Origin of the sequence: Microtetraspora sp. AC03309, assembly GCF_020826795.1 — a bacterium.
GTDB lineage: Bacteria > Actinomycetota > Actinomycetes > Streptosporangiales > Streptosporangiaceae > Microtetraspora > Microtetraspora glauca.
Map to the genome: position 1 here is coordinate 1 of NZ_JADDIL010000011.1, position 14,198 is coordinate 14,198.

Here is a 14,198-nt window from a genome sequence, read left to right on the forward strand (position 1 = left end):
CCCCCGGATCTCCCCCTGTCCCTCCGGCTCCCGACTCGGAGCGAGCCGCTGGTGCAGGCGCCGGGCCGTACGGACGAATCCGCTCGTGACCTTGCGCGCGGCGATCTCGGCGATCATCGGGATCGTGCCGCGCGCGTCCGCCCAGCGGGCGGCCTCGACGGCGAAGGTGAGCGCCTGGGTGTGGCCGGAGTGCGGGCGCTCACCCGGCCCCGGCAGGTAGACGGGCAGCAAGCCGGTCATGATCTGCCACACCTCCCGGTGCGCGCCCTTCCTCGCGCAGTCCTCCAGAGACGACGTCACGTGGCTCAGCTTGGCGGAGGCCCGGCGAAGGGTGAGGCCGAGCTGCCTGCCGCACTCCACGGCGGACAGGCTGCCGTCGGCGGCCGCCCGCAGCAGCAGGTCCTCGCCGCGTTCAGGTGACTGGAACCAGCCGCGCTCGGCCAGCAGGGCGGCGACCAGCAACGCCAGCCCCTCACCGGCCGGCCCGTCCTGGTGGAACAGCTCGGCCACGTACTGGTGGAAGTGGCCGGGCCGGTCCCAGGCGTCGAGCAGGTGCGGCAGGAGATGCATGGCCACCGCCTCCCGGTCCGAGGGCAGCAGGAGCCGCCAGTGCGACATGTAGGCGCCGTGCTCTTCCCAGCGGGATGAGGGCGGGTCGGCCAGGAGCGCGTCGACCAGTGCCAGTCCCGTCGGCTCCAGCCGGATGCGGGGGTGCAGCGTGGGGGTGTGCCTTCCCGGCTGCTGGTCGTGGGTGTAGTCGCCGTTGGCGTGAGACCAGTCCACGCGCGTCTCGGGCTCGGGCCGTTCCTTCAGCCAGCGCGCCAGCGTGGCCCCCGCCTCGGAGGTCAACCTCCCCGCGCGGTCCGTCACGGCGGGATCGACCTCCCGGGGCAGGCGCAGCAGCGCCTGCTGCAGGTCGGCGGGCAGCGCCCGCAGGCCCGCCCGTTCGTAGCCCTCCAGGCGGGTGACCAGCTCGGCGGGGTCGAGGTGGCCCGAGGTGAGGGTCGGGGTGGCCAGCAGGTACGGAGGGAGCGCCCCGGCTTTCAGGGCGGCGTGGATCTCGGCGCAGCGCAGCAGCATGGCCCGGTGCGGCGGTGAGACGGTACGCGGGTCGGGCAGCCGGTCACGCGGTTCCTTCGGCTCCTCCTGCTCCTCCGGCTTCTCCGGCTCCTCCTGCTCCTCGCGCTCCTCGGGAACGGGCGGTTCCTGCCCGGGGAAGGCGGCCTCGCGCAGCAGGGCCTCGGTCCATTGTCCGAGGTGGGACCAGTGGCGGTGGCCGTACAGCTTGTCCCGGTCGTCCCGGCCGTCCCGGCCGCGCGGCGCCTTCCTGGCCTCCGGGTAGCGAACGAAGCCGTCGAGCCAGCGTTCGAAGGCGACGCCGTCGCGCAGCCGGCCGTACGTGCCGGCCAGGTCGTCGAGCGCCGGAGGGAACGGCTCACGGGCGGGCGCCTCGAACGACGGGAGCGGGACGGCCTGGAAGTCGTCGGCCTCCACCGGCGACGAGTCCACCTCGCCGTACGCCTCGGACAGCCGCGCCGCCAGGTCCGCGGGCAGCATGGTCGCCGCCTCGCGCACGGCTTCGGCGCCGACCGGCGAGAAGCGTCCGGCGTGCTTGACGGCCAGCCGTACCGATCGCTCCTGGACCTCGTACGACATGGACAGGAACGCCGAGGCGAGAGCGGGCGCCAGATGGTCGAGATCGCCGCCGGCGTCGCGAGCCGCCTGGTCGAGCAGGGTCAGCCCGGCACGCACCAGCTTGCCCTCGGGGCGGAACAGCAGCGCCTCCACCGCCTCGTTGACCTCGTCGCCGGTCAGGCCGCCGGCGGGGCGTAGTCGCCTCAGTGCCAGCTCGGCCACCGGCCCCGGCGCGGCGGGCAACAGCCGCAGATAGTCGCGGGAGCGTTCCGGGCCGGGAGCCGGGTCGAGCAGGTCGTGCAGGCGGGCGAAGAAGCGCAGGTCGGCGGCACCGCCGCCGAGCAGGAACCGCCGGACGCAACCGTCGACCAGCAGGTCACGGCTGACCCGGCCCGCGTCGGCCAGGTCGCGGAGCGAACGCAGCCAGGAGTGCCCGTTCCGGGCCCATTCGGGCGGGTCGAGCCGGTCCTCTCGCAGCGCCCGGCCCACGCCCTCGGCCGTGAAGATCCGGGGGACCAGGTGCTCGGTCAGCGGGTCGCGCTCCAGGTCGGGCGGGGTGGATACCCAGGCGACCACGAGCGGATCATGGTCGGGCGGGACGGCTCCGGTGCGGCGCAGCAGTTCCAGCGCCAGTTCCGCGCTGTCGTCCCTGGCCTGTGCCCGGCTGCCGCGCAGGCGCAGAGCCAGCCGGACGGCGAGGTCGGCCTGCCACTCCGGCGGGCGGGTGGCGATGACCGTCAGCAGCGGGCCGAGGTCGGCCTCCGTCCGCCAGCGGGCGAAGTCTCTCCGGTAGAGCCAGGTCGCGACGGCCGCCGCACCGCCGAGCGTGCCCGCGCCGGCGACCCGCATGGGCTCGATCCAGTTCTCGCGCTCACTCCAGTCGACCCAGTGGTCGTGTCGGCGCAAACGCTCCCCCGACCACCAGCTCTCGTGCGCTTCGTCGCTGGAGAGGCCCCGGGCCGTCTCCGCGCGGACGAACGCCTTCATGGCCCGCTCCTCGGCCCGGCTCGCCTCGGCCTGGCGGCGCTCGTAGCGTTCCTGGGCGTCCTTCCTGGCGGAGCCGATGTGGCCGGGCAACTCGCGGGCCACCTCGCGGCATCCCGCCGCGTCGAGGCGCAGCACCTCGGCCGCCGTTCGTGCGGCGTCGCCGCGGGCGATGGCCTCCCGGACGCTCTCCCAGGAGCTCACGCGGCCACCTCCGCGGCGGCGCGGGCGGCGATCCGGGCCGCGACGGCGGTCGCCGGGCCGTCGAAGAGGCGCGGGAGAGCGTGGGAGAGCGGCAGCGCGCGGCCGCCGGAGGCGGACAGTCCCGGCGGGGATCCGGCGAGCGTGGAGGGGCAGACGTAGGTACACGCCTGCGTCGCAGTCGTCATGCCGCAGACGCTAGAGATCGTCTCCGACAAAACCGCCCGAGGGCCGTCTGGACCGGACGAGCGGCAGCCGTCCCACTACGTGGGGGTGATCGTGAGGGTGATCCGCCCGGACGTCCTGGTCGTGACGGTCAGGATGCGCCTGGCCGCGTCCCAGGTGGCCTCGCCTTCCGAGGCCCTGCCCCCGTCGGGGAAGCCGGCTGCGGGCAGGTAGATCTCGGTCGGGCCGGTGTCGTCGCCGTCGAAGGTCAGGGTCAGTGAGCGCTGGTCGGAGTCGATGCTCACCGGGACGCCGCCGATCGCCCGCGGGTAGGGCCTGGCGTAGGCGGCGACCAAGGGTGTGGCCCTGCCGCCCTCGTCGTACGGTCCCCAGGTTCCGGGGTCCCTGGACCAGTACGCCATGCCCATGCCCGACCGCTCGCCGAGCCGGACGACCCGGTCCACCAGGTCGCTCGCGCCGGGCCTGGACATGTCCAGGCCGAACTCGCCCAGCAGCACCGGGGCGCGGAGCCGGTCCGCCGTGCGCAGCACGTTCTCCCGCCACCAGCCGAGCGTGCGGTCGATCCATTCCTTGGACCCCGCGGTGTAGTCCTCGCCCAGGTCGAGGGGCAGCGGGTACAGGTGCGGGGCGAAGGCGATGCGGGGCTGTCCGTCCCGGGGGTCGTCGAAGTACGGGAGCGCCGAGGGCAGGCCCCAGTTGACACCCACCGCCTGCGGCTCCAGGAAGATCCAGCTGTCCCGGTCCACGGACCGGATCTCGGCGATCGACCTGCGGTAGAGGGCGGCCAGGGGGCCGGTCTCGAACTGCGGGCCCTGGACGGAGCCGCCCCACGGCTCGTTCATCAGGTCGTAGCCGAGGACCGCGGGATCGTCCCTGAACCTGGCGGCGACCGCCTTCCACGCCTTGGCGTAGTGGTCCATCAGTTCCGGGTGCTCGCCCGTGGTGTTCCAGAAGTGGTCGAAGGCGCGGATGACTCCCGGCTCCAGGTAGTACATCTCCCAGGTGGGCTGGTCGGTGCCGACCGGGAGCCCGTCGAGGTGGGTCGCCCACACGGGGGCGCCGTTGCCCGCGGTGCCGGTCGGGGTGATGCCGCTGCCCCACAGGTCCTGATGCATGTCCAGCAGGACGTGGTACCCACGCTTGCCGTACCAGCGGACCCGCTCGGCCACCTTGTCCAGATATTTCGCGTCATAGACGCCGGGCTGGGGTTCCACCGCGCGCCACTGGATGAGGAAGCGGACGAAGTTCGTCCCCATGCCCCCGTACTCGCGGTCGATGTCCGCCTCGGTGAGCTCGGGCAGGGCGTCCGGGGTGCTCTTGGCGCTGCCCGCCGTGTTGAACCCGCGCAGGATGAGCGCTCTGCCCTGATCGTCGGTGATGAAGCGGGTGCTCGACTCCGGCGCGTTCCTGGTCGCCGAGAGCACGCCGCCGACCAGGACGGCCACCGCGGCGAGGGACACGATCCACCGAGTTCTCTTCATCTGATCTCCGTGGGGCTTCCGCCGGAAACGTGGACGCGGCTAGCATGCCGAACATGAGCCATGCTCGCAACAGTCTGCCTGCGATCGTCACCCTGCTGATCGTCACCGCGTTCGGCCTGTTCGGCGTCTCGCTGGTCACCCGGGTCGGCTACCTGGCCGTGCCCGCCGCGCTCGGCCTGCCGTCCGGGCTCCCCGGCCTGCGGTTCCTCCCTGTCGGCGAGACGACGTGGCTCATCGCGCTCACCGACAGCGCGGCGGCGCTCGTGCTCGTCGCCTTGGTGGCCCTCGCACGCGGCGGCTTCTGGAGAACGTGGGGCGCGTTCCTGGCCGGTGCCGTGCTCGCCGACCTGCTGCGGGGCGTCGTGCTGGCGCAGACGGCGTCCGCGAGCCTCGGCGCCTACGCCGGATACGTGGTGGGAGCGCTGGTCACGGGGCTGGTGTGGGGGGTCGCTCTCGGCTGGCTCGCCGGGCTGGCCGCCCTGCCGCGCCGCAGAGAGCATGTGCCCTCGCCTCCGACAGAGGCGGGCGAGCCGATCACGGCGTCATCGCTCTGAGAGGTCCGCGGCGAGCGGTTCCCGGCACCGCTTCCGGAGCAGCGTGTCGCGCTTCGCGGGCGTGACCGGCCCGAAGGAAAACGGGCGTGATCGGCCCGAAGGGAAAACGGTGTGCGCCATCCGTCCGCGCGCGCGTACGGTGCGAGGATCGAGAAGGGCACTCCGGGCGTCTCCGGCCCGCCCGATGGTCACCCCCGGCACCGGAACATTGCTCCGGCCACGATCTGGCGAGGACACGATGGACGAACGGCGCCTGGTGTGGGTCTCGAAGTATCTGGCGAAGCACCTGCGGCACCAGCCGGAGCGGATCGGCATCGAGCTGGACGCGAACGGCTGGGTGGACGTCGAGGCGCTGCTGGCCGCCTCGGCCGCGCACGGGTTCCCGATCTCGCGAGCGGAGCTGGAGCGGGTCGTCGCGGACAACGACAAGCGACGGTACGTGATCCAGGGGGAACGGATCCGGGCCAGTCAGGGCCACTCCGTCTCCGTCGACCTCGATCTGCCGGTGACCACGCCGCCCGCACTCCTCTATCACGGCACGGTCGCGCGGAATGTGGCCGCGATCCGGGCCGAGGGCCTGCGGCCGATGAGCCGTCATCACGTCCACCTGTCCCCCGACCGGGAGACGGCGACGAGGGTCGGAGCACGCCGGGGCAGGCCGGTCGCGCTGACGGTGGACGCCGCCGCGATGCGGGCGGCGGGACACGAGTTCCGCGTCAGCGCGAACGGCGTGTGGCTGGTCGACCACGTCCCGACCGCCTTCATCCGTTTCCCCGGCTAGCACGCCGACGATCCACGCCGAATGGGATGATCCGACACAACCGGCGTCCGCTCATCGAGGGAAGGAACAGCCCATCATGACGGAGAACGCGCGACAGCTCGCCCGTGACGCACGACGCACTGTGCGGCAGGGTCCCGCGGCGATCGCGCAGCGGCAACGCGCCCGTTTGACCGAGATCGTGGCCTACGCCCGCGCCCACTCGCCGTACTTCCGCGAGTTGTACCGGGAGCTACCGGAAGAGGTCGACGACCCGGCGCTACTCCCGGTCACCGACAAGAAGACGCTGATGGCCCGCTTCGACGACTGGGTCACCGACCGGAATGTGACGCTCGAGAAGGCCCGGGCGTTCGTGGACGACCCCACACTCGTGGGTGAGCGGTTTCAGGGGCGGTATCTCCTGGTCACCACCTCCGGCACCAGCGGGCTGCGCGGCATCTTTCTGCTGGACGAGCGGAGTGTGGCCGTGCACACCGCCGTCGGGCAGCGCGCCCGCGGTGGGCTGGGCATCGGCCAGGTCATCCGTCTCCTGCGCGGCGCCGGCCGTACCGCGATCGTCTCCGCACCCGGCGGCCACTTCGCCACCGTCGCCGGGGCGGCGCGGTTCCGCCGGGACCACCCACGGCTCAGCTGGATGCTGCGAGAATTCTCGATACACCAGCCGCTGCCGGAACTGGCCGCCGAGCTCAACCGATACAACCCCAGCTCCCTCACCGGCTTCGCGGGCATGCTCGGGCTGTTGGCCGGGGAGCAGGAAGCCGGCCGCCTGCGCATCCGCCCAGGGGTGATCATCGCCGGTGGTGAAGCGCTGACGGCAGAGAACCGTACCCGGATCGCCGACGCGTTCCACGCCGGGATCCGCTCCGCCTACGCCGCCACAGAGTGCGGCTTCCTCTCGTACGGCTGCGCGCACAACTGGCTTCACGTCAACAGCGACTGGGCCGTGCTGGAGCCGGTCGACGCCGACTACCGGCCTGTCCCCCCTGGTCAGCCGTCACACACGGTCCTGCTGAGCAACCTCGCCAACCGGGCCCAGCCGATCCTGCGCTACGACCTGGGCGACAACGTCCTGCTGCGTCCCGACCCCTGTCCGTGCGGCAGCCCACTACCCGCTGTTCAGGTGCAGGGCCGCGCGGCCGAGATGCTTTCCTTCCCCACCGGCCGCGGCGAGCACATCGGCATCTCCCCCATGGCCTTCGGCACCTTGCTGGGCCGTCTTCCCGGCATCGAGCAGTTCCAGCTCGTCCAGACGACGCCCACCACGCTGCGGGTGCGCCTGAAGCCCGCGGACGGCACCGACCCCGACCGCGTGTGGCAGACGGTGCGTGACGAGATCGCTCACTTGCTGACCGAGCACAAGGTCGACCACATCACGCTCGAGCGCGCCGAAGAGCCACCCGAGCGGTCGGCCGGCGGCAAGTACCGCAGGATCATCCCACTGGCCGAGCCGTGACGAGAAGATCGACGGGAGGGGCACTGGCTGGTGCCGTGGCCCCACCGTCCAAGGCCAGAGCTTCTCGGGGTTGCGAACCGTCCAGATGCGCTTGATCCGGTCGCCTGGACCGTCGAACGCCGCCATCCGCCCACTATGACGACAGGACGCTCTGGTCGAGGCGCCCGGTGCTTCCGCTCGCCGATTCCGCATTCGGGACGGCCGTTCAGTCCCGTACGGAGGACGGCGGGCGGAAGCCGGGTCGGCTACGCCTTGGCGGCGGGGCGGCCCAGGGCGCGCAGCTGGTCGGCGGTCAACGCGGAGACGTTCTGGTCGATCGGCGTCTCGGTGTACTGGTGGATGGCCCAGCTCTTCCAGTCGGCGGGCGGGGTGACCGCACCCTTGGCCTTGCTGTAGTGCGCCACCCACAGGGGGTACTCGGACAGCCCGCGGCCGTAGGTCTCCGCGAAGTTCCAGCCGGTGTAGATCAGCGGCGTCGCGCCGGTCTTCTTCTTCACGTAGGCCAGCCAGGTCTTGGCCCACTTGTTGACGTGGGAGACGGACCGGCCGTCGGAGGTCTCCAGGTCGAGCACCAGCAGGTCGCCGGGCTTGCTGGGCTGCGCGTTCACCACCGACAGGAAGTGGTCGGCTTCGGCGATGGGGTCGTTGTAGGTGCGGGCGAAGTGGTAGGCGCCGCGGACGATGCCCTTCTTGCCCAGCTCGCGCCAGTGCCGGGCGAAGGAGTCGTCGCGCCAGGTCAGGCCCTCGGTGGCCTTGACGATGCCGAAGTGGGCCGGGCTGGAGCTCCAGTCATGCGTGGGCTCGTGGCCGGAGACGTCCTCGCCGTAGATGAGCGGCGGGGCCTTCCCCTCGGCCGCCTGGGCGGCGGGGGCGGGGCCGTCCGGGGTGGAGTGCGCCGGGCTGGACAGGACCAGGGCGGCGGTGGCGGACACGGTGACCAGGAGACCGGTCGCGGTCAGAACTCGGAACGTACGGGTGAGGGACATGCTGGTTTCTCCTATGAGGCATTGCTTGGGGACTGCCGTGGGGAGTGGGGTCCGCGTGGTGAGCGGGTGTCAGGGTCACGCGCCGTCGCACCCGGTCCCCCCGCGGAGGGCGGCGTGTTCTACCCCACGGCCAGACGGCGCCGGCCGGGGTTCTTCGAAGAAGGGGCAGGTCGATGCGTGGGCATGAAGGGATCGACTCCTTGCTTCCATGCCGCCTACCGGGTCAGCTGACGGGTTCGGGCGGGGAAGTGCCCTACGGCACGCAGCGCGGGCTGGCGTGTCGATTCACCCCGGGAGATGGGTCCCCGGCTCCGCTGGGAGCGGATGAGGCGGCCCACGCGCCGTCAAGACGGGAAAGATTTCCCGCCGGCGACGCACGGTCCGGGCAACGAAACGGCAACACAGGTGACGACTCAGTCGTCGGTACGTACTCCGATAGTGGACTCAAGGTACACATACCGACATAAAGTGACAAACAGGACAAAGGATTCTTTACCCGGCCAGGTCAACCGCCGGTCAGGCAGGGAACCTCGTGGGCTCCTCGCCCGCGCTACCCGCCGCCCATCATGCGGTTCTCCCAGGCCCAGGCGGCGATCTCCACCCGGTTGCGCACCCCGAGCTTCGCCTGGATGCCGGACAGGTGGCTCTTCACGGTGCTCAGCGAGATGAACAGCTCGGCGGCGATCTCCTGGTTGGTACGGCCCCTGGCGATGGCCCGGACGACCTCGGTCTCCCGTTCGGACAGCGGCCGCGCGGGCCCGCGTGCGGCCGGGACTCCGGCGGCCGTGAGGTGGCGCAGCAGGCGCAGGGTGACCGACGGCGAGATCAGGGCGTCCCCGGCGTTCGCGGCCCTGACGGCCTCGACGAGCAGCGCGGGACCGGCGTCCTTCAGGACGAAGCCGACCGCTCCCCCGCGCAGCGCGCCGTGAACGTACTCGTCGAGATCGAAGGTGGTGACCACGACCACCCGGAGCGGGTCCGGCACCCCCGGGCCTGCCAGTGCGCGGGTGACCTCGATGCCGTCGAGGCGGGGCATCCGGATGTCCACGAGGCACACGTCCGGGCGCAGCCGCCGGGCCAGGTCGACCGCCTCGGCGCCGTCCGCGGCCTCGGCGACCACGCTGATGTCGGGCTGGTCCTCCAGGATGAGCCGCAGGCCACTACGGATCATCGCCTGATCGTCGGCCACCAGGACTCTGATGGTCATCCGCGCTCCCGCGCGGCGACGGGCAGTGTGGCGCGCACGGACCAGCCGGCCCCGGAACGCGGCCCGGCGACCAGCGTGCCGCCGAGGGCCTCCAGGCGCTCGCGCATCCCGACCAGGCCGTACCCCCCGCGGTGGTGGTAGCGGGCCGGCCCAGGCGGCGCGTCGTCGACGACCTCGACGGTGACGACGTCCCGATCTCGGTCGACGATGACCGTGACCGAGCGAGCCTGCGGGGCGTGGCGGGAGACGTTGGTCAGCGACTCCTGGACGACCCGGTAGACGGTGCTGGTCACTTCGGGCGGCCACCCCGACCGGTCGTCGTCGTCGGGAAGCCGCAGGTGGACCACCCGGCCCTGACCGTGACCGTGACCGTCGAAGCGTTCGACCAGCTCGCTGAGCCCCTCGGGGCCGGACGTGGCGGGGGCCGCGTCGTCGGTGTCGCGCAGCAGGCCCACGACCCGGCGCATCGCGGCCAGCGCGTCGGAGCCGGCGGCCTCGATGCCCGCGAAGGACCCGTCCACCTTCTCGGGGTGCCTGCGGGCGACAAGCTGGGCGGCCTGGGCCTGGACCACGATGCCGGTGATGTGGTGGGCGACGACATCGTGCAGTTCCCTGGCCAGCGCCAGGCGCTCGTCGCGGCGTACCTTCTCGGCGATGGCCCGCCGTCGCGCGTCGAACAGCCGCGGGGCCACCCCGATCACGAGGGCGCAGAGCCATCCCGCGCCGTTCAGCACCGTCACCGTCGGGATTCCGGAGGAGAGCGCGTGTGCGGTGAACAGGCTGCCGAGGACCACCGCGAACCCTCCGGCCGCGACGGCGCAGGCGGTCAGGGCCGGGAGCGCTCTGACCGCGGAGCCGACGAGCACGGACAGGGCCACGGCCATGGCGGGGCCGGGCTCGGCGGGCAGGGCCGCGAACCGGGCGGTCAGGATCGCCGCCGCCGCGACGGCCAGGCCCGCGACCGCCGCCCACGCCCTGTGGCGCCGTCGCGCCATCGCGATCACGCACACCACCGCCCCGGCGGCGCAGTCGAACCACCAGTAGCCGCCGCCCCAGCTCTCCGCGATCCGTGACGCCCAGAAGGCGAGCAACGCCGCGAACAGCGCGCCGAGCCCGATGTCGGCCGCGATCCCGGCCCGCCCGGTGGCCCACTCCCGCACATTCACATCGTCGAGGCTATGAGATCTCTTCCCGCGCCGAACCGGCCGAAAGTACGATCCTCGCGGCGGCGAACCGCGCTTTCGGCCGATGCCCGCACCCGTCCGGACCCGCAGGATGAGGCCCCATGTCACATGGAAACTCTTCCTCCCGTGCTGGAAGCGGAGGGCCCGACCAGGCGCCGCGGCAGCCGCCAGGCTCTGACCGACCGCTACCCGGACATCCCGTGGAGCCGGGTCATCGGCCCGATCACCACCAAGGGGACCGGCGTTCCCGCGTGCGCCACGACGACGGCAGGGAAGGCACCGCGACGGCCTCCCACGGCCGACCGCGGATCGCCGCGCTCGACGTGGTACGCGGGTTCGCGCTGTGCGGGATCCTGCTGGCCAACATCCAGCCGATAAACGCCGTCGGCGTCATCGCCGTGAAGGGGCCGGCGACAACGGGGGCGGCGTGGATGGGGCTGCTCGTCGAGCAGCGCTTCTTCCCGATCTTCTCCCTGCTGTTCGGTGTCGGGTTCTCGCTGCTGCTCGACTCCGCCGCGGACCGCGCCGCCCGCCCGCGACTGCTCCTGCTGCGCCGACTCCTGGTGCTGCTCGCGATCGGGCTGGTGCACATGTTCGTGCTGTGGCGCGGCGACATCCTGACGATCTACGCCGTCGTCGGCCTGCTGGTGCTGCTGCCCTCGACCTGGCTGCCACGGTGGGCCGTGGCCGGCCTCGCCGCCACGCTCATCGCGACGTCGCTGATCCTCGGAGGCGGCTTCCTCGCGCTGGTCCCCGGGCTGTTCCTGCTGGGCTCGGCGCTGACCCGGTACGGGGTGATCTACCGGATCGAGCGGTCCACCCGGGTGCCGGCCGTGCTGGGCCTGGTCCTCGCGGCGGGGGCGGCGCCGGTCCTGTGGTGGCAGGCCGGATCGCGATCCGGCGACCCGGACTTCAGCGTCTTGATGGCCGGGGCGGGCCTGCTGCTCGCGGGCGTGTACGTGTGCGCCCTGCTGGTCCTGCTCAGGACGCCGCTTCGACCGGCGCTGCGGACCGTCTTCGCACCGCTGGGCCGGATGGCGCTGACCAACTACCTGACCGCCACGCTCCTCGCCCTGGCGGCCGGTCACCTTCTCGGCGGCCCGCCGGAAAGCTGGTCCGTGACGACGGTGCTGTTGATCGCCGCCGTCATCCTCACCGCCCAGTGGCTGTGGTCCACCCTCTGGCTGCGCCGATTCCGGCAGGGCCCCCTCGAATGGCTCTGGCGGTGGGCCACCTGGGCCCGCCGACCACCCATGCGCGTCCCCTGACCCGCTCGGGTGGCGTCAGCGGGTGGCGCGTGATCAGCGGGCGGCGCCCGTCTGCGCGCGGACCATCCGGGCGTACAACCCGTGCGGCTCACCGCGCAGGTCCCCGGGCGCGCCCTGCTCCGCCACCCGGCCCCGCTCCAGCGCGACGACGGTGTCGAAGGAATCGAGGACGCCGAACCTGTGAGTGATCACCACGGTGGTCCGGCCCCTGCGCTCGGCCAGTATCGCCTCGACGACCTCCGCCTCGGTCAGCGGATCGAGCGCGGAGGTCGCCTCGTCCAGTACGAGCACGGAGGCGTCGGCCAGGAGGGCACGCGCCAGCGCGACGCGTTGCCGCTCACCACCCGAGAACAGCGCCCCGCGCTCCCCCACCCGCGCCTCGTAGCCGCCGGGAAGGGCCATGATCCGCTCATGGATCCGGGTGATCTCGCAGACGCGTACCAGTTCCTCCGGTGAGGCGCCGGGATCGGCGTACCGCAGGTTCTCCGCGACCGAGCCCTGAAAGAGGAAGGGGTCCTGGGGCACGATGCAGAGCCGTCCGGGGAGCGGGCCCCGCACCTCCGTGCCGTCGATCACGACCGCCCCCTCCGTGGGGCGACGCAGCCCGGCCAGCAGGTGACCGAGCGTGCTCTTGCCGGAGCCGCTCGGTCCGACGACCAGCACGGTGGACCCGGCCGGGATGTCGATGCCCACCTCGCGCAGCGCCGCATGGCCGTGATCAGTGCCCGGTTCGCGGCCCTGTCCACACGCCTGTTCAGCGTCCTGTTCACCGCGCTGTTCACCGCGCTGTTCACCGCCCTGTTCACCGCCCGGAGCGCGCGTGGCGGGGTAGCTGAAGGCGACGCCCTGTACGGCCATCGCGCCCGGCCCGTGCCGGTGGATCTCCGGTTCACACGCCTCCGGTTCACACGCCTCCGGTTCCCGCATCTCCGGTTTCCGCGCCTCCGGTTCACGCGCCTCCGGTTCACGCGCCTCCGGTTCCCGCGTCTCCGGCCGTAGGTCGAGGTACTCGAAGACCCTCTCGAAGGCACCCTGGACGGACCGCAGCTCGGCGGAGATCTGCAGGATCTGCCCCAGCGGCTGGTACAGCCTCGACTGCAACACGATGAAGGCGAGAAGCGTGCCGGGCGTCATCTCGCGGGTCAGCCCCGCCGTCAGGAACACCAGGTAGGGGGTGAGCACGAAGAAGACATGCGCCACGCTCAGCACCAGTTGGGCCGCCAACCCCGAGCGCACCTGCAGCCGTGCGAGACGGCCGCTCTCCGCCGCGAAGGCGGCACGCTCGTCCTCGCTCCTGCCGTGCACCCGGGTCAGGATCACGGCCCCCAGGGACAGTCGCTCCGCGGCGATCGAGGACAGCTCCGCCCTGGCCTGCTGGCTGACACCGGACAGCTTCTTGAGTGCCCGTCCCGAACGGGAGGACACCCAGAAGGCGACGGGTGCGAGAACCACCGCCGCGCCGGCGAGCGGCGGGGACAACGCGACCATCGCGACGCCCGCCACGACGAACCCCAGCACGCCGGCGAGCACGCCGGGAAGTGTGTCCTTGATCGCGTGCTCGACCTGGGCCGTGTCGCCCGACAGACGCGACTGGATCTCGCCGCCCTTTGTCGTGGCGAAGAAGTCGAGGGGCATGCGCTGGAGGCGGTCGTACATCTCCTCGCGCAGGGAACGCACCACCCGTTGCGCCGTCCGGGCCGACACCCAGGTCTGTCCGAGATCCACCGCGCCGACCGCGCAGGCCGCGGCCGCCGCCAGCGCGGCGAGCCCGGCGAGCAGCGGAAGGTCGGGGCCGCCGGGCCCGAAGAGCGCCCGGTCGATGACCACCTGGCTCAGCAGCGGAACGGCGGCGTTGAACGCGGAGAAGGCTGCGACGAGCACGAGGACGAGCAGGACGGCGGGCCGGTGGGGCCGGAACAACCGTGCGACCCTGCGCCAGGTCCTCGGCGCCGAGGAGGCGGGCGGGTACGGCGTGGCCTCCGCGGCGGGGCCGGAGCTGTCGGGCACGGCGGCACCTGTCCTTGTCTGGGGGAACTTCGGGCGACCTCGGGGACCCCGGCGGACTTCGGGGAACTTCGGGCAACCCCGGGGAAGCTCAGGGAAGCGGGACCTCGGGGAAGGTCGGGCAACCTTCGGGTACGGCGATGGCGGGCGGACGATGGGTGGATGACGGACAGACGGACAGACGGACAGACGGACATGGCCCCGCCCGCCCATACGCGCCAGGCAGACGGGCATGGCCCCGCCCGCCCATACGGGCGGGCGGGGCCATGGGGATCAG

General features: G+C 72.3%; 11 protein-coding genes and 1 riboswitch. Of the genes, 4 read left to right on the forward strand and 7 right to left on the reverse strand.

The features are described from left to right. The 3 genes from IMZ11_RS08155 to IMZ11_RS08165 all read right to left on the reverse strand — a co-directional run. Positions 1–2,823, reverse strand: a 2,823-nt coding sequence (locus IMZ11_RS08155; RefSeq protein WP_228639168.1) for a DUF6493 family protein, incomplete at its 3' end; no start/stop codon positions are given. Then, positions 2,820–3,008: a hypothetical protein gene (locus IMZ11_RS08160; protein WP_228639170.1), complete on the reverse strand. Its 189-nt coding sequence runs from the start codon at positions 3,006–3,008 to the stop codon at positions 2,820–2,822. The genes IMZ11_RS08155 and IMZ11_RS08160, both read right to left, overlap by 4 nt. A gap of 75 nt (positions 3,009–3,083) precedes the next feature. Next, entirely contained in the window at positions 3,084–4,487 is a 1,404-nt protein-coding gene (locus tag IMZ11_RS08165) for a cellulase family glycosylhydrolase (RefSeq protein WP_228639173.1), read from the reverse strand. 53 nt (positions 4,488–4,540) lie between these two features. On the opposite strand from IMZ11_RS08165, the gene IMZ11_RS08170 reads away from it, so the two are divergent. The 3 genes from IMZ11_RS08170 (at position 4,541) to IMZ11_RS08180 (ending at position 7,272) form a co-directional block, all read left to right on the forward strand. Then, a complete protein-coding gene (locus IMZ11_RS08170) occupies positions 4,541–5,041 on the forward strand; it encodes a hypothetical protein (protein WP_228639175.1) in 501 nt (166 codons plus the stop codon). A 238-nt stretch (positions 5,042–5,279) separates the two neighbouring features. Next, positions 5,280–5,822 carry an RNA 2'-phosphotransferase gene (locus tag IMZ11_RS08175; protein ID WP_228639177.1) on the forward strand — a complete coding sequence of 181 codons (543 nt, stop codon included), beginning with the start codon at positions 5,280–5,282 and terminating at the stop codon, positions 5,820–5,822. Between the two features lie 76 nt (positions 5,823–5,898). Beyond that, positions 5,899–7,272 (forward strand): hypothetical protein, encoded by a 1,374-nt coding sequence (locus IMZ11_RS08180; RefSeq protein ID WP_228639178.1) that lies wholly within the window; start codon positions 5,899–5,901, stop codon positions 7,270–7,272. Between the two features lie 245 nt (positions 7,273–7,517). Here the strand turns inward: IMZ11_RS08180 and IMZ11_RS08185 are convergent, their stop codons facing one another. The 3 genes from IMZ11_RS08185 to IMZ11_RS08195 all read right to left on the reverse strand — a co-directional run bounded on the left by IMZ11_RS08185 (position 7,518) and on the right by IMZ11_RS08195 (position 10,631). After that, positions 7,518–8,258: a glycoside hydrolase family 25 protein gene (locus tag IMZ11_RS08185; protein WP_228639181.1), complete on the reverse strand. Its 741-nt coding sequence runs from the start codon at positions 8,256–8,258 to the stop codon at positions 7,518–7,520. Positions 8,259–8,455: 197 nt separating this feature from the next. Continuing rightward, positions 8,456–8,600: riboswitch (cyclic di-AMP (ydaO/yuaA leader) on the reverse strand. Between the two features lie 208 nt (positions 8,601–8,808). Beyond that, positions 8,809–9,465 (reverse strand): response regulator transcription factor, encoded by a 657-nt coding sequence (locus IMZ11_RS08190; RefSeq protein WP_228639183.1) that lies wholly within the window; start codon positions 9,463–9,465, stop codon positions 8,809–8,811. Then, positions 9,462–10,631 carry a histidine kinase gene (locus IMZ11_RS08195; protein WP_228639186.1) on the reverse strand — a complete coding sequence of 390 codons (1,170 nt, stop codon included), beginning with the start codon at positions 10,629–10,631 and terminating at the stop codon, positions 9,462–9,464. Before IMZ11_RS08195 ends, IMZ11_RS08190 begins: the two co-directional genes overlap by 4 nt. A 269-nt stretch (positions 10,632–10,900) precedes the next feature. Between IMZ11_RS08195 and IMZ11_RS08200 the strand changes: the two genes are divergently transcribed. Continuing rightward, on the forward strand, positions 10,901–11,917 hold the full coding sequence (locus IMZ11_RS08200) for a DUF418 domain-containing protein (RefSeq protein ID WP_228639188.1): 1,017 nt from the start codon (positions 10,901–10,903) through the stop codon (positions 11,915–11,917). Between the two features lie 33 nt (positions 11,918–11,950). On the opposite strand, the gene IMZ11_RS08205 is transcribed toward IMZ11_RS08200, so the two are convergent. After that, the gene (locus tag IMZ11_RS08205; RefSeq protein WP_228639190.1) at positions 11,951–13,924 is read right to left on the reverse strand and encodes an ABC transporter ATP-binding protein; all 1,974 of its coding nucleotides are present in this window, start codon (positions 13,922–13,924) and stop codon (positions 11,951–11,953) included. Positions 13,925–14,198 lie beyond the last annotated feature (274 nt).